Origin of the sequence: Nostoc sp. PCC 7107 (genome assembly GCF_000316625.1) — a bacterium.
GTDB lineage: Bacteria > Cyanobacteriota > Cyanobacteriia > Cyanobacteriales > Nostocaceae > Nostoc_B.
In genome coordinates, this window is the sequence record NC_019676.1 from 3,613,612 (window position 1) to 3,639,330 (window position 25,719).

Consider the following 25,719-nt stretch of genomic DNA (forward strand, 5'->3'; position numbering starts at 1 on the left):
AAGCCAAGTGACACAAATCAAATGACACAGGAAGATTAACAACTATGGCAAAGCGCATTATTTACAACGAAAACGCACGTCGCGCTCTAGAGCGAGGCATGGACATCTTAGCTGAGGCTGTAGCTGTAACCCTCGGCCCTAAAGGTCGTAACGTAGTTCTAGAGAAGAAATTCGGCGCACCGCAAATCGTGAATGACGGTGTGACTATCGCTAAAGAAATTGAATTAGAAGACCACGTTGAAAACACTGGCGTTGCTTTGATTCGTCAAGCTGCTTCTAAAACCAATGACGCTGCGGGTGATGGTACTACAACCGCTACCGTGTTGGCTCATGCAATTGTGAAAGAAGGCTTGCGGAACGTGGCAGCTGGCGCTAACGCCATCCTGTTGAAGCGCGGTATTGATAAAGCTACCATCTTTTTGGTAGAAAAAATTGCTGAACACGCTCGTCCTGTAGAAGATTCCAAAGCTATTGCTCAAGTTGGTTCTATCTCTGCTGGTAACGACGATGAAGTCGGTCAGATGATTGCCCAAGCAATGGACAAGGTGGGTAAAGAAGGTGTAATTTCCCTAGAAGAAGGGAAATCCATGACCACCGAATTGGAAATCACCGAAGGGATGCGCTTTGACAAAGGCTATATCTCCCCCTACTTTGCCACCGATCCTGAACGGATGGAAGCAGTATTTGATGATCCTTATTTACTGCTGACCGATAAGAAAATCGCTTTAGTACAAGATTTAGTACCTGTTCTTGAGCAAGTTGCCCGTCAAGGCAAACCCTTGGTAATTATTGCTGAAGATATTGAAAAAGAAGCTTTGGCGACCTTGGTTGTTAACCGCCTACGTGGTGTGTTGAATGTAGCTGCTGTGAAAGCGCCTGGATTTGGCGATCGCCGCAAAGCTATGCTAGAAGACATCGCTATCCTCACTGGTGGTCAACTCGTCACCGAAGATGCTGGTCTCAAGCTGGAAAACACCAAGCTTGATGGTTTGGGTAAAGCCCGCCGCATCACCATCACCAAAGACAACACCACAATTGTTGCTGAAGGTAACGAAGTTGGTGTTAAAGCTCGCATCGAACAAATTCGTCGTCAAATGGACGAAACCGAATCTTCCTACGACAAAGAAAAACTGCAAGAGCGTCTAGCTAAATTGGCTGGCGGTGTAGCTGTAATCAAAGTTGGTGCAGCCACCGAAACCGAAATGAAAGACAAGAAACTGCGCCTCGAAGACGCTATCAACGCTACCAAAGCAGCGGTAGAAGAAGGTATCGTTCCTGGTGGTGGTACAACTCTGGCTCACCTCGCTCCTCAACTCGAAGAGTGGGCTAAAGCTAATCTCAAAGATGAAGAGTTGACTGGTGCTTTGATTGTCTCTCGTGCATTACCAGCACCTCTGAAGAGAATTGCTGAAAACGCAGGTCAAAATGGCGCTGTCATTGCTGAACGCGTTAAAGAACAAGAATTTAACGTTGGTTTCAACGCTGCTACAAACGAATTCGTAGATATGTTGGCTGCTGGTATCGTTGACCCCGCTAAAGTAACTCGTTCTGCACTGCAAAACGCTGCTTCTATCGCGGGTATGGTGTTGACAACCGAATGTATCGTTGTTGACAAGCCAGAACCCAAGGATTCTGCTCCTGCTGCTGGCGCTGGCATGGGCGGCGGCGACTTCGATTACTAATACTCTGTAGTCAAGTAAATAAAAAAACAGCTACTCCCTTGTGGAAGTAGCTGTTTTTTTTGTCAATTACTATATTTTTAGAGAAATTTTAACTGCTAACATAGAATTTAAATTGCCTTATTTTGAGGAACTTTAAAGATGACTCTGATTAATTATCAATCTAACTTTCAAAAACTACCTGAAATTGTCAAAACTTTAATAGATAATAATCCTGTTTATCAAGAAAATTTAGATAAAGAGCAAATGATTGAAGTAATTAATCGTACTTTTGATCCTAGTTCTGTTCCTGATATTAATAATATTTCTGAAGAAGAATTAACAAAACGAGTTAAAAGTATTTTATCTTTACATTTAGTGTCAGGAATGATCAATGACTTTACTCCAGAGCAAATGCAACTTTTTGATGAAGCTGTAAAACGAGGTTAAATGGGTTATTTATTAGATACTAATATTGTTTCAGCATCACTAAAACAAAACATTCAAATAGGATTGAAAATTACAGAAATAAGGCGACAAGGTGAATTTCTGGCTATTAGTGGTATCACATACTATGAAATTCAAAGAGGATTGTTAAGTAGCAATGCCATTAAAAAATTAGCTTTATTTCAACAATTTTGCCAAGATTATCCAATTTTATTTTTGGATGATATTCTAATTTTTCAAAAAGCCGCAGAAATTCATGCTGATTTAAAAGGCAAAGGTAAAATCATTCAGGATGCAGATATCTTGATAGCTGCTACCGCCATAATTCATAATTTAATTTTAGTTTCTCACGATTCTGATTTAACCAGAGTTAACAACTTACACTTAGAAAATTGGTTAATTTCTTAAGTTAATTATTACTGAAAATATTTTTTAATTTATCATTTTAACAAATTGAACTTGACGAATAAATTGGAGCTATGTCAGCTTTAACAGATGCTTTAGATAGAATCTTGAGTTGGTTGGAGAAACACGGTAATTTAGATTTTACTCAATTTGAATCTTTACAACCAGGGCTAACATTTGCAGAAATAGAAGAAAAAGTATCTAGTTTATTACCTTTGCGTTTGCCTAAAGAAGTTTATGAACTATATCAATGGGGTAATGGTGTATGGGTAGATGAAGAAATATATGGGCGCTTTTTTGGAAATTATGTGTTTCTCTCATTAGAAACATCATTGGTAACATATTATGAAATGACAACAATAAATGAAGAAACTGATGAGTGTAATTTGATTATTAAACAGAATTGGAATTCTCTATGGTTCCCAATTTTAAAAGACCTTGATGGTCAATGTTATTATGTTGTTCTTATTCACGAAATTCAAAAAGATACAACACCAGTAATAAGAGTTGATTTTGAGGAAATGGGCGATGATCCTTACATAATATATCCAACGTTAACTAACATGATGCTTGCAGAGGCAGAATGTTATACTTCAGGGATTTACTCGAAATTTGCTTACGAAGAAGAAGAATATATCCGCCAGAAATATCAAGATATACCCATGAAAATTTGGCGCAATTAAACACGAGATTTTTCCGAGAACCTAAATACTATTGTTGATTGAAAAATAAAATAAATCTTGAGTTACGATAACGCTTGTAAATATTTATCAGAACAATATCCAGCAGAGTTTGTGCGCTGGTTACTGGGTATAGATGTACAACAAATTGAAGTATTAAAAACTAAAAACTGAACTAACACTTGAACCAATTCGTGCTGATTCTGTGACATTTCTGCGTACAGACAATCGCATTTTAAAAACTAGTATTATAGGTAATAAAGGTAATATAAAAGAATCAACTCGTTATTTTCAAGGCAGAGTCGTTGAACATAGAACATCAAGTTATGAAGTCGCAGATTTTTATAGTTATTGCTGTGATGAATATTGGTTGAATGATTATGTAAAAGATGAAAGATTTGAAGTTGAGTATCAATATAAATGTGTAATGACGAAAATAGAGAGAAGATATATTAATGGAATGTTGAAACAGGAGATTATTCATCCAGATAAACCGCGCGATCGCTCTCTCCTCATCTTGACTTTAATCTTCACATTCTTGATTCTTCCTACTATTAATATTCTTAGCTTTTTTGTAATTTTAGTTTTTTCACCGAAAAATCATAGGCGACACTGACACAGATAAACATGACTGACGTGGTGAAACATAAAATCAAAATTTTAGACAAAGAGTTTAGGGGTATAGAGGTTTGGAGTGTGAGTAAATAAAACCCTCACACCTAATTTCAACAACTAATCTTGATGCGTAAGTGCTAATAAATTCAAATGCAATGTGTGCAGTTTCCGCCGAATCAAGTTAATCGTTAGTCTTTGTCAATAAGTAGAATATGCCAAAATATAAGCAATATTTGGCTAATGATGCTAACAGATAGCAACTATTATGCTGTTACTTTTAATTGAATCTTTTAAGAGAATAAATTGTAGAAAAGTTAAACTGAAAGAAAGCTTTGGTATCAGCTTTAATCAGGTAATAATTACGTAAATATAGCGATCTAGCTATCTTTTTATACAAAAAATAATTGAAATTACCTTTTTATGTTAAATAAAATTTTACATAACATTACCAAATTATCTGCTGATTTATTCTGTCAACTTCTAGGACAGCCTAGTGTTAGTGATTTAAAAACTCAATTGTATGAGAAAAACGTTCAAATTCAGCAACTAGAACAGCAAGAAAAGGCGCTTTATAAAGTTATTAGCAAAATCCGAGCTTCTCTGGAGTTAGAAACAATTTTTCGTACAGCGACTAAAGAAACTTGCAAGTTGCTCCGCATTGAGCGGATCGCCGTCTATCGTTTTTATGAAAACTGGGGTGGAGAATTTGTCAGCGATTTTGAGTTTGCCGAGCTTGGATGGGATGATGTAGAGACATTAGGAAAAAATACAGTCTGGAATGACTCTTATTTACAAGAGCATCAAGGTGGACGTTATCGTAATAATGAAACTTTAGTGGTTTCAGATGTCTACTCAGCAGGCTTGTCTCAATGCCATTTAGAAATTTTAGAACAGTTCCATATTCGAGCTTATGCAACGTCACCAATTTTTGTGGGAAAAAAACTGTGGGGAGTACTTGCGGCTTATCAACACTCACAGCCACATGAATGGAAAAAATTAGAAATACAGTTTCTGTCTCAGATTGCAACGCAGTTAGGGTTTGCAGTTAAACAAGCAGAATTGTTAGCTCAAGCAGAACAAAAAGCAGCAGAACTGCATAAAGCGAATCAACAGCAGGAGATTCTGTTTAATTTAGTTGCTGAAATTCGTGAATCTCTTAATTTAGATACTTTGTTTAAGACAACTGTACGAGAAGTTCGTAAAGCTCTCCGTGCAGATAGGGTTGGGATTTTTCGATTTGACACGAAATCTAACTATACCTCTGGTGAATTCGTCTCTGAGAATGTATTACCTGATTATGATTCGGTGATTGCTATCAAAGTGAAGGATCATTGTTTTGGCAAAAGATATACAGTTGCTTATCACCAAGGACGTATACAGGTCTTATCAAATATATATCAAGCTGGGCTAAAAGATTGTCATCTTCTAGTATTAGAGCAATTTCAAATTAAGGCACAAATTGTTGTACCTCTAATGAAAGGAAAAATTTTATGGGGATTACTATGTGTTCATCAGTGCTGTTGTTCACGCGAATGGAATACGTCAGAAATTCAATTTATCCGACAATTAGCGGCTCAGTTTAATGTAGCTTTAGAACATTCAGAATTATTAGACCAATCCCGTTCTCAAGCTAATCAATTAGCTCAAGCAAATCATGCTTTAGCACTGGCGAATTCTAAGTTAGAAAAACTTAGTAAGCTAGATGGTCTAACTAAAATAGCTAACCGTCGTTGTTTTGATGAATTATTAGAGCGGGAATGGCATCGACTACAACGAACTGGGAATTATTTATCTTTAGTTTTATTTGATATTGACAATTTTAAAGATTATAACGACTATTATGGACACCTAGCAGGAGATGAGTGCTTAATAAAAGTTGCTCGTGCAGCACAAGCTGTATTAAAGCGTCCTACGGATCTACTAGCTCGTTATGGTGGAGAAGAATTTATCGTCCTTTTGCCAAATACGAATGAATCAGGTGCTATTAAAGTAACTAATTTAATTCATAAATCCATTGAAGAATTAAAGATTTCTCATCCGAAAAAAAATAGTTCTCAAGATTTTGTGACTATCAGTTTAGGTGTAACGGCTCAAATACCAACAGCTAAAAGTTCTGCTCAAGAGTTAGTTGATGCAGCAGATAAAGCTTTATATAAAGCTAAAGAACAAGGACGTAATAGGTGGGTTTGTGCTGCAAAACTCTAATTCCAAATAATCTGTCTTACCTGAGCAAAATCTGATAAAACATCAAAAAATAATCGGTGTAGATTCTCTACACCGATCGCACTACTTGTGCATGATTTAATTGTGATTGAACCAGACATTTCCCTCACGCTAAAGCTGAAGCTTGGGGTTTGGCAAAAATCATGCGTCCAGCTGAGGTTTGTAAGGCGCTGGTGACGACTACCCGCAGTTCACCCCCTACATAACTACTCCCTTCTTCCACAACAACCATTGTGCCGTCATCTAGGTAGCCAATACCTTGACTTGGTTCTTTCCCTTCTTTAAGGATTTTCAGGTCGAGGTTATCCCCTGGTAAATAAGTCGGACGGACGGCGTTAACTAAATCGTTAACGTTCAACACGGGGACTTTCTGCACGCTGGCTACTTTCGACAAGTTGTAGTCGTTAGTTAGCAATATCGCGTTGATTTCTTGAGCAAAGCGGACTAATTTCGCATCGACTGTCGCAATATCATCGTAGTCAATGGAGTTAATTAAGATGCGGTCTGGGTAAGCTTCTTTAATGCGGTTGAGAATCTCTAAACCGCGTCTTCCTCGCACCCGCTTTTGGTCTTTACTGGCATCAGCTACTTGCTGTAATTCCTGTAAAACAAATTGTGGTACGATGATTGCCCCTTCTAAAAACCCTGTTTCTAGTAGTGCTTCAATCCGACCATCAATAATGCAGCTAGTATCTAAAACTTTGGTATTTGCAGGTTTTAATGTACCTTCTGCTACCATTGTTTCTACAGTATTAGGATTAATTAATCGCAATAATCCTCGCCCGTGGGTATCTGCCAAATTCATGCCTGTAACGGCTAAAATAATACTACCCACAACTGCCACTAAGGGTTTAATAAAACTAAAGTCGGGTGGTATGGGTAGCAAAAATAGCGGAGCCAGCATTAAGTTTGCCAGTAGTAAGCCAATGACTAATCCAATGGCACGCGTTAAGATGACTTCCAGTGGCATTTCGCGGACTTGTGCCTCTAGGCGGCGATAAGTAATCTGGAAACTCAGTCCAACTGCACCGCCAATAATAGCGGCAAAGACGGCAACAGTGAGGCGTAAAGCTTCTAGGTTGGTCACTCGATCTAGGGTGCCATCAGGTAGCAGATCGGTGCTGTAGAAACCTATGCCTGCTGCTGCCAGAATGAATGAGAGAATAATAATGGCATCAAGCATGGTTGTTTTGTTTTCCTGCAATTGTTTTACCCGATAAAGTCAAATGCTTTTGATTTCATCGCTAAGACACAATCATGAATATTGACTTAGACTAAGGTTTGAAGCAGGGAATATCTGCAAATATTATAACTAAAGACCTTTATTTTAATATTTTGCATAGTTTTGTTGTAAAACGATAAAAAACCATAAACAAACTGATTATTTTGGCAATTTGTAATTGTTTGTTAAGTTAAGTAATTATGTCTCAAAATGAAATCAGCATTTGATATTTCTGGTATTGTCTGTTCTGCTTATATACATATACCTTTTTGCAGACGGCGGTGCTTTTATTGTGACTTCCCGGTGTCGGTTGTGGGCGATCGCTTGCGGGGTGAAACATCGGGTACAATCTCCCAATATGTGGAAGCTTTATGCCAAGAAATTGCCATTACCCCTAATTTTGGACAATCTTTGCAGACGATCTTTTTTGGTGGTGGTACTCCTTCGCTGCTGTCAACTCAGCAGTTAGCAAAGATATTAGAATCTTTAGAGCGACGTTTTGGGATTGCACCACAAGTAGAAATTTCAATGGAGGTAGATCCAGGAACATTCGATTTGGCGCATATCTCAGGCTATCAGAATTTGGGTGTAAATCGTGTAAGTTTAGGTGTACAAGCCTTTCAAGAAGAATTGTTAAAAGTTGCTGGGCGATCGCACTCAGTTAAAGATATCTTTGCAGCTGTTGAATTAATTCACAAAGTCGAGATTCCCGAATTCAGTATAGATTTGATATCTGGGTTGCCACATCAATCTTTAGATCAATGGTCTGACTCTTTAGCAAAAGCCGTAGCTATTAACCCGACGCATATATCTATCTACGATTTAACCATTGAACCAGGGACGGCTTTTGGTCGCTACTACAAACCTGGTGATAATCCTCTACCCACAGATGAAACTACCGTCAAAATGTACCAGATGGGACAGCAAGTATTGACTGGTGCAGGTTATGACCATTATGAAATTTCTAATTATGCCCAACCTGGACATCAGTGCCAGCATAATCGAGTGTATTGGGAAAACCGCCCTTATTATGGTTTTGGGATGGGTGCAGCAAGTTACACAACCGGAAAACGCTTCACACGCCCGCGCAAAACTCAGGAATATTATCAATGGGTGCAAGCTGGCGGCATAATTGATTGTGAGGTGACTCCACCAGCCGAAGTATTGTTAGAAACTTTAATGTTGGGTTTGCGCTTGGCTGAGGGTGTAAGTGTTTCCCTGTTAAAGCAAAAATTTGGCGAAGGCAAAATAGCGGAAATTTTTCAATGTTTACAACAGTATTTTGCTAAAGGTTGGGTAAAAGTCGCAGAAGAAAGGTTGCAATTAACTGACCCAGAAGGATTTTTATTTTCTAATGTAGTTTTGGCTGATTTATTTAATAAATTAGGTTAGCAACAGATTTGACTGCTAACTTTTTGCCACGGCGATCGCGTGTATCCACAAAAGCAACGGTATCATTTGGATTAAATTCAATCTATTCTGCACCTGTGACTTGAGTAAAAGTCAACTGTTGCAGAGAATTTCCCCGACCCCTCCCCTGTGTCCCTGCATTCCATCTCCCACATCCAACTTTCTCTATACAATCCGGCTACGACGATACCCAGAAGGTCTTAAAATATTGTTAATTTCTGCTAGACCCCTCGACCTTAAATTTACAAGTATCACCCCAAAATTACTATGGCTATTGGCTACGTCGCGCTTGTACTTCACGCACACCTGCCCTTCGTTCGTCACCCAGAAAGTGACTATGTGCTGGAGGAAGAATGGCTTTATGAAGCCATTACCGAAACATATATTCCCTTACTAAAAGTTTTTGAAGGCTTAAAGCGAGACGGCATTGACTTTAAAATCACAATGAGTATGACACCACCTTTGGTGTCAATGCTGCGCGACCCCCTGTTGCAAGAACGCTATGATGCTCACTTAGCCAAATTAGAGGAACTTACAGAACTAGAAATTGAGCATAATGCTCAAAACGGTCATGTTCGTTATTTGGCTGAACACTACGCCGCTGAGTTTAACGAAGCGCGGGAGATGTGGGAGCGCTATAAAGGTGATTTAGTCACTGCTTTTAAGCAATTCCAAGACAGTAATAATTTGGAAATTATTACTTGTGGTGCTACCCACGGCTATTTGCCATTAATGAAAATGTATCCCCAAGCTGTGTGGGCGCAAATTCAAGTAGCTTGCGAACACTACGAACAAACCTTCGGTCGTCCACCCAAAGGTATTTGGTTGCCAGAATGCGCCTACTATGAAGGTCTGGAGCGAATGCTGGCAGATGCTGGGTTACGCTACTTCCTCACAGATGGACATGGTATTCTCTACGCTCGTCCCCGTCCGCGCTTTGGCAGCTATGCGCCGATTTTCACTGAAACAGGTGTTGCAGCTTTTGGCAGAGACCATGAATCTTCACAGCAGGTATGGTCTTCTGAGGTGGGCTATCCTGGTGCAGCGGAATATCGAGAATTTTACAAAGATTTAGGCTGGGAGGCTGAATATGATTACATCAAACCCTATATCATGCCCAATGGTCAGCGAAAAAACACGGGGATTAAGTACCATAAAATTACAGGACGCGGTTTAGGGTTATCAGATAAGGCACTATATGATCCTTATTGGGCGAAGGAAAAAGCCGCAGAACACGCGGCTAACTTTATGTATAACCGCGAACGGCAAGCGGAACATCTTTATGGAATTATGCAGCGTCCGCCGATTATTGTTTCGCCCTACGATGCAGAGTTATTTGGACATTGGTGGTACGAAGGCCCTTGGTTCATTGATTACTTATTCCGTAAGTCATGGTATGACCAAGGTACATATCAAATGACCCACTTGGCAGATTATCTCCGAGTAGAACCTTCACAGCAAGTTTGTCGTCCTTCCCAATCAAGTTGGGGTTACAAAGGTTTCCACGAATATTGGTTAAATGAAACAAATGCTTGGGTTTATCAGCATCTGCACAAAGCCGCAGAACGGATGATTGAAATCTCGAAACTGGAACCTGCGGATGAATTAGAATGGCGAGCGCTCAACCAAGCAGCACGGGAAGTTTTACTGGCGCAGTCTTCCGACTGGGCATTTATTATGCGGACAGGGACAATGGTTCCTTATGCTATACGCCGCACGCGATCGCACCTGATGCGGTTTAATAAACTCTATGATGATGTCAAAGTCGGTAAAATCGATAGCGGTTGGTTAGAAAAAGTCGAATTGATGGATAATATCTTCCCGGAAATTAACTATCGCGTCTACCGTCCTTTGTAAACTGATTGATAGAGACGTTGCATTGCAACGTCTCTACTTAGGATATGTAAAAAAACAGAAAAATATTACCAGCAATAAAAACTACTCCCTGCTGTGTAGTAATTTTTCTATACACTTAAACGTGATATGTCTGTTGTTTCTTTATGAGCTTAAGAGTTAAGGTTTCCCGCGAAGACTTCAATGAAGCGGAGTCTAACGGATGGGTTGATGGACAAGTTCAAGGTAAAAGTGGAGTTTGGGTGTATGTAGAGTTAGGTATTGAAGTTGATTATGTACCTCAGACAAACGATAACCCAAAGACAGACTATAGGTGTTTTAGGATGTGTGATGTATTCTATGCCAGAACCCAAGAGATGCTGGAAAAAGAAGAATGGCTATTGACTGACTCAAATGTTACAGTCATCATTTATCGCTAAACTGCAATATTTTCAGACTCAGCAATCTTCTTCCTGAGTTTCCCACGCCGCTTAACGTGCTGAACTACTATGTTTTCTGCGTTTTCTTCCATGAACTTTTCCAAGTCTTCTACAGCAACTTGAACAGTGGCGCCATTTTTCAAAAGAGCAGTAGGCATAAGTCAATATCTAAATGTTATGTTTGCCCAACATTTAAGATGATTATACACTAATATACTTCATGTTTGGAGTATGTACTTCATTTTTGAAAGATAAATTCAAAAAATCATGTGGGGATGAATCAGCTTGTACCCCGCATCTTTAATTTTTTGATTGGACACTTTGGCATTATATGGACGGTTGCTGTTTTGATCACTATCCCATTTAACGGTAGGCAAATTGTGTTTGGCAAATAAAGTATCTAGTAATACTCGGCTGCTTAAATGTGCGTCATCCACTAAATTATAAATACCTTGCAAGTGTTGTTGACGGACAAATTCAATCGCACCAACAATATCATCTAAATGAATCCAATTCGTGACATCTTCGCCATTACCGGGACGAGTTGTACCAGATGCGCGACCAAATATTTTAATCAGTTCTCGATTATTTCCATATATCCCGCCCAAGCGCAAGATGCAAACTCGTAATTTTTCACTGGTGGCTGAGAGTAAAACTTTTTCTGTCTCTCTGAGAACTATTCCTGAAGTATGGGTTGGCTCTACTGGTGTGTCTTCATCGACTGTAGCACCATTGCGATCGCCGTAAACAGAATAACTACTTGTATAGATAATTTGCTTGATATTCGGTAGTTGCGGCAAAATCGCCACTAAAGTTTTGGCAGTTTCTAAATAAGTTTCTTCATATAAATTTGCGCCTTTTGCACCCACACTCAGCAACAATACATCTTGATTTTGCAAAATTGATTGCAGTGTTTCAGCGTTGTTTCCTTTAGCAATTACGACTTTTTGCGCTACAGTTTGCAATTCTTGGATACGTTCAGGGGTAGTTGTAGTAGCGGTAACAACAAAAGTCATCTTTTGCTGCCAATATTTAGCTACTGAATAACCAACATAACCACAACCAATGATCGCAATATTCATTGATGATTCTTCTCTTACTTGACTCTTAGGGGCTGTATTTTTATTAATTGTGACATAAATAATATGATGTTTTTTAGAGTCACAAAATATCTATTATTTCAAATATTGAATTATTTATTATTCAATATTGTTTATGTGCTATATTCCGCCGAATTATCATGAGCATTTGGGCGCTTGATAGGCAATGCGATCGCAAATGTTGTTCCTTCGCCAACTTCCGATTCGCAAGTTAGCTGACCGAGATGTTTTTCTACAACAATTTGATAGCTAATTGATAAACCTAAACCTGTACCCACTCCAATAGGTTTTGTCGTAAAAAAAGTTTCAAATATCTTTTGTTGATACTCTGGCGAAATCCCCGAACCATTATCCGAAATTTTTATTTGTATCCACTCTTCATCTAGACATTGTGTAGCAATGATAATTTCTTGATTTGCTTCTTCATTATCTGCCTCTTCTAAAGCATCAATGGCATTCGATAAAATATTCATAAATACTTGATATAATGCGCCACCATAGCCTTCAATATTAGGTAATTCTCCATATTTTTTAACTACAGTGATTCTTTTTTTCAAACGATTATTCAGAATTAACAAAGTACTTTCAATACAAGCATGGATATCTACTGCATGAAATTCAGTTTCATCCAAACGCGAAAAGTTTTTCAAACTTAAAACAATTTCTTTGGCGCGTTTAGCACCAACTTGCATAGATTGTAATAATTTTGGCAAGTCTTGTTTGATAAAATCTAAGTCAATCTCTTCAGCTAAGGCATCTAGTTCATCATCTTGGATTTTACCTTGGTAGGCTTCCAGCAGCATTAATAAATTTTGAAAATAAGCGTTAGTATGCTGAAGATTTCCATACATAAAGTTGACTGGGTTATTGATTTCGTGCGCTACTCCCGCTAACATCTGTCCGAGACTAGACATTTTTTCATTTTGAATTAACTGTCGAGATGCTTCGGCTTTCTGCTCTGCTAAAAGTGTATTAACACGTTGAATGAGTTGATTGAGAGAGTCGGCTAACATCCCTACTTCATCAGCCGTAGTGACTGGTGCTTGCAAATTAAAGTTAGATTCTTGAGTAACTTTCCGCGCGACATCGTGAACAGCTTTGAGTGGACGAGCGATCGCTCGACTGGTGTAGTGAGCCAGTACAATAGCGATCGCCACCGATAAGAGCATACTGATAATAATAATTCTGTCTCGCACTTTCTCTGTAGCGATTACAGCTATTTCTTTGCGTTGAAAATTCCCCTCAGAAGTTTCCAGCAATTTATCTAAAGCATCTGTACTTTCATGGAGTTGAATATATATATTGCTCTGAGTTAAAGTTAACAGTTGTTTTTTTGCTAGGGCTATATTCTCAGGTTTTAAATTAGATGTGTCACCTTGATTTAATACTGCCATTATTTGCTGGCTATAAACTATAGAACTACTTTCATAAGTCTGCAAAAAATTGGATATCTTTTTATTAGGATACTGTGTGACATAAGTTTTCAATTCTGACCAAAGTTCTTGGAGTTCGGCAGAATGTTGTATTAAATTAGTCCGTTCTTTTTGCCAATGTGCTAAATCTGTAAAGACTAAAATTTTTCCTTGATGAGCTTGTAATTCTAGTAAAACAGCATGAAGATTGCGAATTAGCTGGCTTTCTTGCCATTTTTCTTGTTTCTCAATTAAAGCCTGTCGCTGATAGTAATCTCCGAGGATAAAGCCCCCTACTGTTCCCACAACAGCAATGCTGAGAGCTAAAGTATAACCCCAAGCAATTTTCTTACTGATACTCAGATTATTAACTAGTTTGGCAATCCGATTTTGATGATTTAATGGCGATTGAGTTACAGACTCTTTTGTAGAGAAATTATTAGTCTGATTATCTTTCACAGAAAAATTTTTAGCCTTGGCAGATCGCATATATATTTGTTATCCCCACACAAATGGCTTTAGCCTAACTTAAATATTTAGTGTCAGCCATACTCAGTTAAGTTAATGTCAGCCGGAAAAATGCAGGAGATGCAACAAAAATATTGATTGCTACATTCTCTGTGATAAATCTCAATTTGAAATTCGTTAAAATACGTAAATTTTATCTATAAATATAATGGGATGCGGAGAAATTCTTTTTGTCGAGACAGAATATAAAACAGGAAAAAACGCAGAAAGTTTGCTCTAACTTCGCCAAAATCAAGAGGATTTTGATCTAGCTTCATCATTTGTCAGACGTAGTTAAGACAGATGACGATCGCACTTATTGGTGAATCATGAACTATAAGTGTTACCATCTGGCATAATTGCACCTGCTAAGTTAGCACCAATAAGTTTAACTAGCAAGCGCTCGCCCGAACGAATACGTGCGCCGGTTAAGTCGGCTCCCCGCAAATCAGCACCACTGAGATCTGCGCCAATTAAGTTAGTGTTACGTAAATTTGCTTCTCTAAGGTCAGCTAAAAGTAGGTTAGCCCTAAATAAATTTGCTTCTGACAAATTTGCACCTCGGAGAATGACTTTGTGCATAAAAGTATCGCTGAGGTCAGCACCGCTTAAATTGGCATAACTCATGTTTCTCCCAGATAAATCTTTGTTACTTAAATTTGCTCGACTGAAATCTTTACCACTCAAATCTGAACCTGGCTTTGGTGGTTGCGGTGTGGGTTGCGGTGATCTTTTTGGTTGGGGTGACTGAGTGTATGCAGGTGAATAAGTGTATGCAGATGAATGGGAGTGTGAAGTGGGATGATGCTTTCCATTGGTAGAATGACCATTGAAAGAGCGCAATTTATCCCGCGCTTCATTAATTGCTTTGAGTTTTTCTTGAGCTTTTTGTTGCAAGCGGATGTTATCTTTGGGAAGGCGATCGGGATGCCACACGAAGACTAAATCTTTATAAGCCTGGTTTACTTCGTCAAGTGTTGCACCAGGCTCTAATTCTAAGACTCGATAATATCGCTCCAACTCTTTCATAGGATGTTGTTAATAGTCAATAATCAGTGGTCAATAGTCAATGGTTATTGTCCCTTTTTATCTGTATCCCCGTCATCTTCCTATTTCTCCATTTCGCCATCGATTCATAGCTCGGAAATATGCTGCAACAGGAATTTGATAAACCTCAACAATAATCCACAAAACGATGAATAAATGTGACAAAAAGGTTAAGATAGTCCAAATGTAAGGTATCCAACTGAGGGGAGAGTCAACAGATGGAGGAAAGTAAAAAGCGACGATGCCAATTAAAGTGGTGGGCAGAAAGACAAAAGCGATCGCAGCTATTCCATAACCCCAACCTAATTCCACACCTTCTAACTGAGCTTCTGTCCAACTAAAGCCATTCCAACGCCAAACTAAAGGCGGTTGCCGCGAAGGCATTTTTATTTGCTGTTGCTCTAAATTGACAGTAAAAATCTCTTGACAGAAATCACAAGCCATCGTCTCCATTAATGGCATTTGTGAAATTTTACCGACTCGACAAACTGGGCAAGGGTAAGCTTCATGAGCATCAAAAGATTTGCTGAAGATTTTGGAACTGGGCATAATAAAACTGAGTTTTTCGCAAAAGTATATGTGTTCGTGCAAAGTTGCATAACCAAGCTAGTCAGGGCTGGGGAGAACTGATTCTCTTTATTCTCATACCCTTGAGCTTATTTTTCAGTTACCAACCTGCCACAAATCTCTATTCCCAGAGTTGTAATGAGTTTATCGTTTTTTTGATGTTGTGTGGTGCTTGACGCAAGCGATCGCTTTTGTTATCGTGAAGCTCAAGGAAGCTACATATTTAATTTTGTATCTCAGCACAGCATATATGTTCAGCCACAATTACTACTTTTATTTTTGGCGTAAGGCGGTTCACCGGGAGTGAGTCACGTTTTCGACTGGAAACCGCCCGATGAACCGCAGAAGTCAACTCTGCGGTTTTTTTGTTTTTTAGGAGCGCCCCAAGAGGGGAAGTCAAAAGTCAAAAGTCAAAAGTATTAAATCCCCTAAAACTTTCACCTGTTACCTATCACCTATGTTTTTGAAAGTATTGAGCATGAAGACTAATTTCCACCACGGGTATTACAGCTTTTACTTTTGGCCCAGACCAAACTCCGGGTAAATAGCGTCATGCCAATTTGTCAGAACGCGCCCGGAACTCTCAGTTTCCGGGCTTTTTTAATTTCAGACTTTATACTTTCGGAGAATCAAACAATGATTAACGCCAAACTTGCCGCCCAATCTCATCCCAACCACCAAACAATTGTTAAACTCTCAGAGACAGTTGCCTTCGGTGGCGAAGAATTAGTAATTATTGGTGGCCCCTGCACAGTCGAAAGCTTAGAACAAATGGAAACAGTTGCTCAAAAGCTATCAATTTCATCAGTGCAAGGCTTACGGGGTGGTGTTTACAAACCTCGCACCTCGCCTTACGCTTTCCAGGGAATGGCAGAAGCAGGATTAGAAGTTTTAGCGAGAGTGCGATCGCTCTACAATATGCCTGTAGTTACAGAAGTTATGGCAATTTCTCAAATTGAAGTGGTCGCCGCCCATGCTGATATGCTGCAAGTTGGCAGTCGCAATATGCAAAACTTTGACTTACTCAAAGCTTTGGGACAAGTTGATAAACCCATTTTGCTCAAACGTGGTTTAGCCGCCACCATTGAAGAATTCGTTATGGCCGCTGAATACATCCTCAGTCACGGTAATCCTAACGTAGTGCTGTGTGAACGCGGTATTCGCAGCTTTGATAATTACACCCGCAACGTCTTAGATTTAGGTGCAGTAGTCGCCCTCAAGCAAATTACTCATTTACCTGTGATTGTAGATCCTTCCCACGCAGTCGGTAAAAGAGAACTAGTCGCACCCTTAGCCAAAGCGGCGGTAGCTTGTGGGGCAGATGGATTAATTATTGAGTGTCACCCAGAACCCGAAAAATCCGTTTCGGATGCCCGTCAAGCATTATCTTTAGAAGACATGGTGAACTTAGTAGAAACTTTAAAGCCAGTAGCCGCCGCCGTAGGAAGGAAAACATCAGAAACAAAAGGGGTGGGTGTAAAACCTGCCCCTATTTATTGCGCGGTGTAAGATTGACTACGAACCACAGAGACACAGAGGACACAGAGAAATAAGAATTTACAAGAATTTCGCCAAGTTCTAACTCCTAGTCCCCTCTGCGCCTCTGCGTGAGACAATTAATCCCACAATTATCTAATGGTAAACTTCTGCTTACTATTAAGGATTTGTTTGCTGGGTTGCTGTAGGTGTTGAAATAATTACTGTACACTTAGCATTGTTTATTCAAATACAACGCCGCGATAGATTTCCGCCATTGGTAAATCAACTCCAACTGACTCTAAAGAAATAGAACTCTCTAAACCTTTAAAATCACAGCGCACGATATTCATCTAAACTGTAGCGGTACTTGATTGTAGAAACCATAGTTCGTAAGCGATCGCACTGGCTCTAGAATAATAAAACTATTTTGTCATAGGAAATTTCCCTCTCCGGCTGAAGGCAAGTTCGTATACATTAATTGATGGGCAGCAACAATTGGAGAGCAAAATGGCAGAAGAGTCACAACAAAAACGCGTCGTAGTCGTTGGTGCAGGTTGGGCTGGTTTAGGCGCAACTTACCATTTAGCCAAGCAAGGGTATGATGTGACACTTCTGGAAGCAGGCCCCTATCCTGGTGGACTCGTTGCAGGTTGGCAAACTCCCGGAGGTAAATCTGTAGAAGCCGGGATTCATGGCTTTTGGTATCCTTACAGAAATATTTTTGCCCTGATCAACGAATTAGATATTAACCCCTTCACCACCTGGACTCGTTCTGCTCAATATTCACCCGCAGGTTTAGAAGTAGAATCACCCATTTTTCAACAATTGCCTCAACTACCTGCACCTTTAGGCACTTTTCTCTACACTCACTTTCAGCGGTTGCCATTAATTGACCGTTTGAGCGCCTTGCCTTTACTCTATGCTGTGGTTGATTTTGATAATTCTGATGCAGCTTGGCGGCGTTATGATTCTGTGACGGCGCGGGAATTGTTCAAAGATTTTGGTGTCTCTGCAAGGCTTTATCGTGACGCATTTGAGCCGATGTTGTTGGTAGGCTTATTTGCCCCTGGTGAACAATGTTCTGCCGCTGCCACATTAGGGATGCTTTATTATTTTATTTTGGCGCATCAACCTAATTTTGATGTGGTTTGGTGTCGGGGAACTGTAGGCGAAAAAATCTTCCGTCCTTGGGTGGAAAAAATTGAAAAAGCTGGCGGCAAAGTGTTACCAAAGCATCGTGTAACTGACGTAATTGTTGATGATAATAATCGTGCTACTGGTGTAGTTTGTGGTGAGCAAGTATTTGATGCTGATGCCGTAGTTTTTGCTGTCGGTATCACTGGAATGAAGAAAATTATTTCTTCCAGTCCTAGTCTACAAAGTCGCAAAGAATTTCAGAATTTAGGTAATTTAGGCGCAATTGATGTTTTGGCAACGCGACTATGGTTTGACCGGAAAATAGATATTCCACGTCCTTCTAATGCTTGCTTTGGCTTTGATACAACTACCGGATGGACATTCTTTGATTTAAATGCGCTGCATGATGAATATCAATATGAACCAGGAACAGTCATTGAAGCTGATTTTTATCACGCTAATCAGTTTTTAAATTTAAGTGATGCAGAAATTCTGCCAATTGTGCAGAATTATTTAGCAACTTGTATACCAGAATTTAAACAGGCGAAAGTAATTGATAGTAGTGTAATTCGTTTGCCAAATGCGGTAACGCACTTTGCACCGGGTAGCTATAGTTCGATGTTGCCAGCTAGAACAAGTTTTGCCAATGTATTCATGAGTGGTGATTGGATTATTAACCGTCACGGTTCATGGTCGCAAGAAAAAGCTTATGTCACAGGCTTAGAAGCAGCCAATTTTGTCATGTCTTATTTAGGTGAAGGTCAGCCTGCTGAGATTTTACCTATACAAGAAGATGAACTGCATATCAAAATCGGGCGATCGCTCAACGAAACAGTCCGCCAGATAAGCAAGTCTATCTTGCCTGATTTTTGGTTGCCATAACCCAAAAATGTAACTCAAAATCTACAATTGCTATGAGTGATACTTTAAACAGACGGCGACTACTAAAATTATTAGGTATGACGGCTTTAGGAACTTCGGTTTCTAACTGTGTAACCTCCCCAGCCGCAGCCAAAACAATGAATTGGGGATATATCGGCAAACAAGGGCCAGAATATTGGGGTAAACTTTCACCAGATTTTGAACTTTGTTATACAGGTAAAAGACAAACACCAATTGATTTACAAGTTAATACTGTCAAAAGTTTAGATAAAAATAATCAAGATTTATTAATAGTTAAATATCAGCCAACGCCTTTAAATTTAATTAATAATGGCAAAACGATTCAAATTAACTATCAACCAGGAAGTTTTATAGAGAGCGATCGCCAAGTTTATCAGCTGCTACAATTCCATTTTCACCACCCCAGTGAACACCACATCAACGGGAAAGAATATGATATGGAACTGCACTTTGTTCACCGTAGTCAAGCAGGTAATTTAGCAGTAGTTGGTGTGTTCTTAAAATCTGGAGAGTTTAACCCTAATCTGCAAACTATTTGGGATGCAATACCACAAACATCAGGAGAAGCACACCAAGTCAAAGATACAATTATCAATGCGTCTTCGCTCTTACCAACAGAACGCAGATTTTTAACTTATTCTGGTTCTCTTACCACTCCACCTTGCTCGGAAAATGTGACATGGTACATCATGGAAAATCCCATTGAAGTATCTCAGGAACAGATAGCTAAATTTACTCATCTATTTCCTGATAATGCGCGCCCAATACAAGCTTTAAACCAACGGGGAGTGTTTGAAAGCGCCAATACTGATAAAACTTGAGCTAGTGCTGATTTGTTAGATCGGGAGTCGGTGAAATAGTAATTGCGATCGCAATTACTATAACGGGAGTTATCGAAATAGCTTTTGCGATCGCTCAGAGACCATTTATACAATAAGGTTATACCGATTTTACAATCTGTTACATAGTTAGGTTTATTCTCACCGACTTACTTTAACTTTATTAAAGGTTTTAGCCATTCGCCTTTGTTATTTAATACATCTGTAACATAGTTTTGGAACCCAGGTAATCCGCCGTACTTACTCCAATGTTTATTAAAATCACTAATATTTTCTAAATAATGAGCTTTTCCATTTGGAGGAAAAGTAACTGAGCAAGCGAATATTTCTTTATTATGCGGAAGATTTTTCAAATCATTTGCTTTCCAAATTATTTGAACTAGACGACCAATGCTAAATTCATAACCAGAATCATCATCATAAACAGTGTCATTGAAAAATTGAACAACGTGCGTTACGTGAGCGTGTTGTCGGACAATTAGGAGATCACCTTCTTCTGGCTTTTCTGCATTAGCTTCACCTCCCTTTTTCCAATGCAAGATAAATATTTTTGAAGTTTCGTCTATTTGATAATCCCAGTATATTTTTTCATCACCTTGATAATTTACGTTTTTACTCCACTTTAATCTTGATAAATCAGTCATTATTATCTCCGATTTATTTTCAGGAACCTAATTTTATATTTCCCAATAATCTGGGTAAAATAACATGATTATGTAAAATTTAAGCGTAATAGTAGCTTGGTTATGAGAATAGTGACTGTCAGTATAATAGAGTTACAATAGTCTTGATATCTAAATAAAATAAATTAAAAGTAAACTATGCTGAGTGGGATTAAACAAAAGGCTATTGTTGGTAAAGATGGCAAAATTGAACTGTCTACTACAGAACTGCCAGAAGGAACTGTTGTAGAAGTCATAGTTTTAGTAGAACAGCTAACTGATGAAGACGAAACTACCTATCTTATCAAGTCAGAAGCTAATAAAAAACATTTACTTAGAGCTTTAGAAAATGTAAAACAAGGAAATCTAATCTATGTTGATTTAGATGAATATGAAAAAAATAGCCTTTGAACCAGAAGCTTTTGAACAATTAGGTCAGTGGTCAACAGAAGATAAAAAAATTTTCAAAAAAATATTAGACTTAATTAAAGATATCCAAAGAGAGCCATTCTCAGGAATTGGTAAGCCTGAACCCCTTAAATATGAATTACAAGGTTACTGGTCAAGGCGAATTACAGATGAACATAGGTTAATTTACAAAATAGAAGAAGACTTACTAATAATTCTTTCATGTAAATATCATTATGAATAATGAAAATACAGTATAACCACTAGGACGTTTTGTTGCGTTACTCTACACACCATCCGAGATTTTCAGTGTTCAAAATAACAACAAAAACAACTGGGTCTAGCCTTCACTCAATGCAACATCCAACTACACATAAGCTGCTGGTTATTACATCAACGCAAAAACTAGACCCAGTATAAAATTTTAGACCACTAGATTTTTAATCTTAGCGTCTGTTACCACCACGGTAAGGCACTGCAGCAAGATAATCGATATCAAAAGACGAGAGTCTTTGGCCGTAGTTACCACTTGGATTGATAGCTGCTGCCAAATCTGCAAACTTGCGTGGATCGCCTTCTGCAAGCCGTTTTTCTTGGGATTTGCGGCTGTAGAATTTCTCCAAAGTAAAGCGCCAGTCGGTTTGAACTGTACCTGCTTTTTCTTGGAAATCTTCGCCGTAGCGAGGTGTAACCAAGTTGTGTGGACGGTCTACCAAGCGTTTGCGTTGGTAGGGTACGGTATTTTCACCAAAGCTTTGGTTATATTCTTCGCTGTCTAATAAAGCATCAACAAAGCCGCTAAAACCTTTGGTGCCAATCACAATTGACCAAGCGATTTCTTCTTCTTTGTTGTAAGCACAACGACCTAATAAGCGTTTGAGAGTAATGTCAACTAAACGGTAGTTATTGTTGACAGAAACAACCAAACGATAGAAAGCCTCTGACTTGGCTAAACCACGGATAAAGTCACGCACAGAGATTGCGCCAGTTTTAAGTTGAGATTCTAAAGTTACTTGGCGGTTGAACTTGAGAATTTCATGTTCGCTGAAAACTTGGCGATAAGCTGCCCAAATGATGCTTTGGATATCAGTATAAGAACTGACATCTTCTATACGATAGATATAGGGTGTATTTTCATTTTGGTCAGCAACACCAAAGCTTTTCACACGGTGGTTTTGGCTGCTGGGTTTGTATTGAAGTAATGGCAGAGCCATGCTGCTTTTTCCTCTTATTAAAAGATTACACAGAGATTTAGTTGGTGAAAAATGAGGAGGTTTGATTACTCAAAATCCTCACTCATGCTTTATCTATTGTCCCGCATTAGGTTAGAAGCCAGTATTAATTCCTAACCAATTTAGTACCAACAAGAGAGTTATTCCTGCGGACATTACCAGTAATACGGCCAATAGTGCAGTCCCATCAAGTTTCTTGCTAGATATATAAGACCAAGAATGATCACGCTCGGTCTTAACAATACCTGCACGTTCTCGATAGTCAGCACCATAGCGGGGAGTAAAGCTGAATGGTCGGTCTACGTTCATACGCTTGCGCTGATAGGGGACAGTGTAGTCACCAAAAGCTTGAGTGTATTCTTCACTGTCAATCAGAGCATCGACAAATCCATTCCAACCGCGAGTGGCGATGTGAATAGACCAGGCTATTTCTTCTTCCCGATTGTAAGGAGCGCGACCTAACAAACGTTTCAGACACATTTCTACCAGCCGATAGTTATTATTGGGTGTGACAACTAGCTGATAAAATCGCTCTGATTTGGCCAAACCGCGGATAAAGTCTTTAACCGTGATTGACCGATTTTTAAGTTGGGTTTCTAGGGCTATTTGGCGGTTAAATTTGAGAATTTCCTGCTCGTTGAAGACTTGGCGATAAGCTGCCCAAATTAGTCTTTCAATTTCGCTAGGAGAGTTGGCTGTTTCTATACGGTAGATATAAGGTGTATCTTCGTTAATATCTGCCGTACCAAAACTACTAACTCTTTGATTTTGAGTTGTGGGTTTGTATTCGAGTAAAGGTAATGCCATACTAAAGACCGCCTTGAGAATAAGGTTGGCATCTTATACCCAGTCCGTCTGTACCATTTTGGATTTTAGATTTTAAATCTATGATTTTTTCCAATTGGTATGAGTTACTTTTAATTGATGATTGAGTAACTCGACGGAAAACATTTAGAAGGTTGTGAGTTGGCTATTGCAAACAATAATCCTTCTTATACCTTTATCAAACCACTGAAAAAAAGCCCTTACCGCACGGGGAAATTAGCACTGGAATTGATAGACACCGGAATACCTTGGGGTACGGTTTCTCTGCTGGTGTCGGGAATTTTGATGTTGGCTAGGTTAACCGGTGTATAGGTGACGGTTCTAATATTGATGGAATTAGCCAAAGCCAAGAAGTTTTTGATGTCGCCTTCTATATAGCGAGCATCTTCTAATTTGTCGCGCCAGTAGTTACCGTAGCGAGGGGTGACTAGGTTAAAAGGTCTATCTTTATAGCGGCGGCGTTGGTAAGGAACTATATTTTCGCCAAAGTTGGTGAGATATTCTTCAGAGTCGATTAAAGCATCAACAAAACCATCCCAACCAGCAGTTGCTATTTTGATTGACCAAGCAATTTCTTCATCTTTATTATAAGGCGCACGACCTAAAAACCTTTTGAGGGCAATTTCTACTAAACGGTAGTTAGAGTTTGTCTCGATGACTAAAGTCCGAAAAGCTTCAGACTTGGCTAAACCCCGAATGAAGTCACGCACAGTAATGGCGCGGTTTTTTACCTGAGATTCTAAGTTGTCTTGGCGGAAGAATTTCAGGATTTCGTGTTCGCTAAATACTTGCCGATAGGCTGCCCAAATTAATTCTTGAACATCACTATTCTCAGCGCAGTTTTCTATGCGATAGGGACGGGGGGTATTTTCGTTAGGAATTTCGTAACCAGGGACGCGCTGGTTTTGCGAACTGGGTTTGTATTCTAGTAGAGGTATTGCCATAGTTTTAGGGTTTTGTCATTGGTCATGAAAAAAGTCTGAAGTCTGAAGTCTGAAGTCTATTCGCCTTTGGCGTTCCCGCAGGGTAGTCTGAAATTTAATATTTCTCTTTCTACCTTTTGACTTTTAACTTTTACCTTTTGCCTTCTAGGTTGTCTTAGTGCCAGCAAGATAACGGTAAGGTAGGGCAACGGCTGTGGGTTTAACTGTTGGTTGCGGAGTCCCACCTTCACGGCTGGTATCGGGAATCTTCATGTCTCTGATTTGGGAGACAACGGAAGCGGTTACGCGTTGATAATTACGTTCGTTGGTAATTATGTTTCCAGCCATTGCCATGAAGTTGCTGGGAATAACGCGTCGAATTTCTTCTTTGGTGGCATAACCTGTGGTACGCGCACTGTAGAATGAACGACCACCCAGGAAGGTCATGGTCTGGCGATCGCGCCAGTAACCGTTATAGCGTGGGTTAACTAAGTTAAAGGGTCTGTCTTTGAAGCGACGGCGTTGGTAAGGTACAATGTCTTCACCAAAGTTTTGTTGATATTCGTCGCTGTCTAGCAATGCGTCGATAAACCCATGTAAGCCCTTGGTGGCAATGACAATTGACCAGGCAATTTCCTCATCTTTATTATAGGCTGCGCGTCCTAAGAAGCGTTTTAAGATGATGTCAACTAAACGGTAGTTGGAGTTGATATCTGCTACCTGTGTGCGGAAGACTTCAGATTTACCCAATCCGCGGATAAAATCTCGCACGTTAATCGCCCGATTCCGTAGTTGTGATTCTAAGAAGGATTGGCGATTGCTTTTGATAATTAAATGTTCGCTGAAGATTTGGCGATATGCTGCCCAGATGATGGCATCAATATCTTTATCGTCAGTGGCAGCAGATAAGCGATAACTAATTGGAGTGTCTTCGTTAGGTACTTCGTAACCTTCTACCCGCTGGTTTTGGGAACTTGGTGAATATTCAAGTAATGGTATTGACATATTTACTTTTACCTTGTTTTATGGTATTCAAACAAGCTTATTAACGATAAGCTAGTTGCACACGAGCGCGGACTGCTTTTTCGGTATCGGTTGCTAGCATTTGGTTGAGTCTGGCAAAAATAGGCTGTTGCAAATCGCTATTTTGGGCCAAGGCTTGTAAACCAACAACAGCAGCATAGCGAATTGACCATTCAGAGTCTTGAGAAATAAATATAAGTGTTTCTAAAGCTCTTTTAGGTGCTGTATGGCTGGCGGGAAAATCGAGCTTATGCCAGTGCAAGTTTCCTAGTCCTTTGGCAGCAGCACGGCGCACACTCGGAGCAAAGTCTGTAGCAGCAGCACTGATTAATAAATCTAAAGCACGAGGGTCAGCGATCGCAGCTAAAGTGCGAATCGAATAAGCCCGCGCGCCATAGTTATAGTCATCAATTTGAGATATTAGCTGTGGTACTGCGATTTCTCCCATTTCTGTGAGGGCAGTTGCAGCTACCCCTGCGGCGACTGGGTTGTTATAACCAAACACAGCAATTAGGGTAGGAATTGCAGCTATATCTTTTGTTGCTGCCAGGTTTTGCACTGCTGCCACCATTTTTGCTGGTGTGTCTGCTTCGGCGACGGCACGAATTAGTTCATCAGTCATTAGTTATTAAGTCATTTGTCATTTGTCACTTGTCATCAGCTTTTGACAGAGAGAGAAGTCTGAGCGGAGGGAGCCTCCGCTCAGAACTTCGGAGACAAAT

General features: G+C 39.5%; 26 protein-coding genes and 1 pseudogene. 14 read left to right on the forward strand and 13 right to left on the reverse strand.

What is annotated here, in order from left to right; genetic code table 11:
* Positions 1-44: 44 nt before the first annotated feature.
* From groL to NOS7107_RS15595, 6 genes are all read left to right on the forward strand, one after another.
* Positions 45-1,682, forward strand: coding sequence for a chaperonin GroEL (gene groL / locus NOS7107_RS15570; protein ID WP_015113913.1), 1,638 nt, complete (start codon positions 45-47; stop codon positions 1,680-1,682).
* Positions 1,683-1,820: 138 nt separating this feature from the next.
* Positions 1,821-2,108, forward strand: coding sequence for a hypothetical protein (locus NOS7107_RS15575; RefSeq protein WP_015113914.1), 288 nt, complete (start codon positions 1,821-1,823; stop codon positions 2,106-2,108).
* The gene (locus tag NOS7107_RS15580) at positions 2,109-2,513 is read left to right on the forward strand and encodes a type II toxin-antitoxin system VapC family toxin (protein ID WP_015113915.1); all 405 of its coding nucleotides are present in this window, start codon (positions 2,109-2,111) and stop codon (positions 2,511-2,513) included. It abuts the gene before it with no gap.
* A gap of 71 nt (positions 2,514-2,584) precedes the next feature.
* Positions 2,585-3,193: an SMI1/KNR4 family protein gene (locus NOS7107_RS15585; RefSeq protein ID WP_015113916.1), complete on the forward strand. Its 609-nt coding sequence runs from the start codon at positions 2,585-2,587 to the stop codon at positions 3,191-3,193.
* Positions 3,194-3,395: 202 nt separating this feature from the next.
* Positions 3,396-3,806 carry a hypothetical protein gene (locus tag NOS7107_RS29030; RefSeq protein ID WP_015113917.1) on the forward strand — a complete coding sequence of 137 codons (411 nt, stop codon included), beginning with the start codon at positions 3,396-3,398 and terminating at the stop codon, positions 3,804-3,806.
* A gap of 419 nt (positions 3,807-4,225) precedes the next feature.
* Positions 4,226-6,010, forward strand: a complete 1,785-nt coding sequence (locus NOS7107_RS15595; RefSeq protein WP_015113918.1) for a sensor domain-containing diguanylate cyclase — start codon at positions 4,226-4,228, stop codon at positions 6,008-6,010.
* 124 nt (positions 6,011-6,134) lie between these two features.
* Here NOS7107_RS15595 and NOS7107_RS15600 read toward each other — a convergent pair whose 3' ends face one another.
* Positions 6,135-7,211 (reverse strand): PIN/TRAM domain-containing protein, encoded by a 1,077-nt coding sequence (locus NOS7107_RS15600; RefSeq protein ID WP_015113919.1) that lies wholly within the window; start codon positions 7,209-7,211, stop codon positions 6,135-6,137.
* A 249-nt stretch (positions 7,212-7,460) separates the two neighbouring features.
* Between NOS7107_RS15600 and hemW the strand changes: the two genes are divergently transcribed.
* The 3 genes from hemW (at position 7,461) to NOS7107_RS15615 (ending at position 10,933) form a co-directional block, all read left to right on the forward strand.
* The gene (hemW, locus tag NOS7107_RS15605) at positions 7,461-8,642 is read left to right on the forward strand and encodes a radical SAM family heme chaperone HemW (protein ID WP_015113920.1); all 1,182 of its coding nucleotides are present in this window, start codon (positions 7,461-7,463) and stop codon (positions 8,640-8,642) included.
* Between the two features lie 285 nt (positions 8,643-8,927).
* Positions 8,928-10,517 carry a glycoside hydrolase family 57 protein gene (locus NOS7107_RS15610; RefSeq protein ID WP_015113921.1) on the forward strand — a complete coding sequence of 530 codons (1,590 nt, stop codon included), beginning with the start codon at positions 8,928-8,930 and terminating at the stop codon, positions 10,515-10,517.
* Between the two features lie 143 nt (positions 10,518-10,660).
* Positions 10,661-10,933 (forward strand): hypothetical protein, encoded by a 273-nt coding sequence (locus tag NOS7107_RS15615; RefSeq protein WP_015113922.1) that lies wholly within the window; start codon positions 10,661-10,663, stop codon positions 10,931-10,933.
* Here NOS7107_RS15615 and NOS7107_RS29035 read toward each other — a convergent pair.
* The 5 genes from NOS7107_RS29035 to NOS7107_RS15635 all read right to left on the reverse strand — a co-directional run bounded on the left by NOS7107_RS29035 (position 10,930) and on the right by NOS7107_RS15635 (position 15,548).
* Entirely contained in the window at positions 10,930-11,091 is a 162-nt protein-coding gene (locus NOS7107_RS29035; protein ID WP_015113923.1) for a hypothetical protein, read from the reverse strand. The two genes, NOS7107_RS15615 and NOS7107_RS29035, sit on opposite strands and share 4 nt — an antisense overlap.
* 99 nt (positions 11,092-11,190) lie before the next feature.
* Positions 11,191-12,015: an SDR family oxidoreductase gene (locus NOS7107_RS15620; protein WP_015113924.1), complete on the reverse strand. Its 825-nt coding sequence runs from the start codon at positions 12,013-12,015 to the stop codon at positions 11,191-11,193.
* A gap of 131 nt (positions 12,016-12,146) precedes the next feature.
* On the reverse strand, positions 12,147-13,934 hold the full coding sequence (locus NOS7107_RS15625) for a sensor histidine kinase (protein WP_015113925.1): 1,788 nt from the start codon (positions 13,932-13,934) through the stop codon (positions 12,147-12,149).
* 345 nt (positions 13,935-14,279) lie between these two features.
* Entirely contained in the window at positions 14,280-14,981 is a 702-nt protein-coding gene (locus tag NOS7107_RS15630) for a pentapeptide repeat-containing protein (protein WP_015113926.1), read from the reverse strand.
* 72 nt (positions 14,982-15,053) lie between these two features.
* Positions 15,054-15,548, reverse strand: coding sequence for a hypothetical protein (locus tag NOS7107_RS15635; RefSeq protein ID WP_015113927.1), 495 nt, complete (start codon positions 15,546-15,548; stop codon positions 15,054-15,056).
* Positions 15,549-16,118: 570 nt separating this feature from the next.
* Here NOS7107_RS15635 and aroF point away from each other — a divergent pair.
* Complete coding sequence (gene aroF, locus NOS7107_RS15640; RefSeq protein WP_083889710.1) at positions 16,119-17,075, forward strand: 3-deoxy-7-phosphoheptulonate synthase; 957 nt, start codon at positions 16,119-16,121, stop codon at positions 17,073-17,075.
* Between the two features lie 209 nt (positions 17,076-17,284).
* Here aroF and NOS7107_RS28615 read toward each other — a convergent pair.
* Positions 17,285-17,377: pseudogene (locus NOS7107_RS28615) on the reverse strand (Uma2 family endonuclease); the annotation flags it as partial.
* Between the two features lie 175 nt (positions 17,378-17,552).
* Here NOS7107_RS28615 and NOS7107_RS15645 point away from each other — a divergent pair.
* Together NOS7107_RS15645 and NOS7107_RS15650 are read left to right on the forward strand one after the other, a co-directional pair.
* On the forward strand, positions 17,553-19,064 hold the full coding sequence (locus NOS7107_RS15645) for an FAD-dependent oxidoreductase (protein WP_015113930.1): 1,512 nt from the start codon (positions 17,553-17,555) through the stop codon (positions 19,062-19,064).
* A 32-nt stretch (positions 19,065-19,096) separates the two neighbouring features.
* Positions 19,097-19,906 carry a carbonic anhydrase gene (locus NOS7107_RS15650; protein ID WP_015113931.1) on the forward strand — a complete coding sequence of 270 codons (810 nt, stop codon included), beginning with the start codon at positions 19,097-19,099 and terminating at the stop codon, positions 19,904-19,906.
* 167 nt (positions 19,907-20,073) lie between these two features.
* On the opposite strand, the gene NOS7107_RS15655 is transcribed toward NOS7107_RS15650, so the two are convergent.
* Positions 20,074-20,568, reverse strand: a complete 495-nt coding sequence (locus NOS7107_RS15655; protein ID WP_015113932.1) for a hypothetical protein — start codon at positions 20,566-20,568, stop codon at positions 20,074-20,076.
* Between the two features lie 177 nt (positions 20,569-20,745).
* Here NOS7107_RS15655 and NOS7107_RS15660 point away from each other — a divergent pair, with 177 nt between their 5' ends.
* A complete protein-coding gene (locus NOS7107_RS15660; protein ID WP_015113933.1) occupies positions 20,746-20,997 on the forward strand; it encodes a hypothetical protein in 252 nt (83 codons plus the stop codon).
* Complete coding sequence (locus NOS7107_RS15665; RefSeq protein WP_044500023.1) at positions 20,978-21,238, forward strand: Txe/YoeB family addiction module toxin; 261 nt, start codon at positions 20,978-20,980, stop codon at positions 21,236-21,238. The genes NOS7107_RS15660 and NOS7107_RS15665 overlap by 20 nt, the downstream gene beginning before the upstream one ends.
* Before the next feature lie 202 nt (positions 21,239-21,440).
* On the opposite strand, the gene NOS7107_RS15670 is transcribed toward NOS7107_RS15665, so the two are convergent.
* The 5 genes from NOS7107_RS15670 to NOS7107_RS15690 form a co-directional block, all read right to left on the reverse strand.
* On the reverse strand, positions 21,441-22,208 hold the full coding sequence (locus tag NOS7107_RS15670) for a phycobilisome rod-core linker polypeptide (protein WP_015113935.1): 768 nt from the start codon (positions 22,206-22,208) through the stop codon (positions 21,441-21,443).
* 111 nt (positions 22,209-22,319) lie between these two features.
* Complete coding sequence (locus NOS7107_RS15675) at positions 22,320-23,033, reverse strand: phycobilisome rod-core linker polypeptide (protein WP_015113936.1); 714 nt, start codon at positions 23,031-23,033, stop codon at positions 22,320-22,322.
* A gap of 218 nt (positions 23,034-23,251) precedes the next feature.
* Positions 23,252-23,995: a phycobilisome rod-core linker polypeptide gene (locus NOS7107_RS15680; RefSeq protein WP_015113937.1), complete on the reverse strand. Its 744-nt coding sequence runs from the start codon at positions 23,993-23,995 to the stop codon at positions 23,252-23,254.
* A 144-nt stretch (positions 23,996-24,139) separates the two neighbouring features.
* Positions 24,140-24,979, reverse strand: coding sequence for a phycobilisome rod-core linker polypeptide (locus NOS7107_RS15685; RefSeq protein WP_015113938.1), 840 nt, complete (start codon positions 24,977-24,979; stop codon positions 24,140-24,142).
* 40 nt (positions 24,980-25,019) lie between these two features.
* A complete protein-coding gene (locus tag NOS7107_RS15690; RefSeq protein WP_015113939.1) occupies positions 25,020-25,619 on the reverse strand; it encodes a HEAT repeat domain-containing protein in 600 nt (199 codons plus the stop codon).
* Positions 25,620-25,719: the final 100 nt, after the last annotated feature.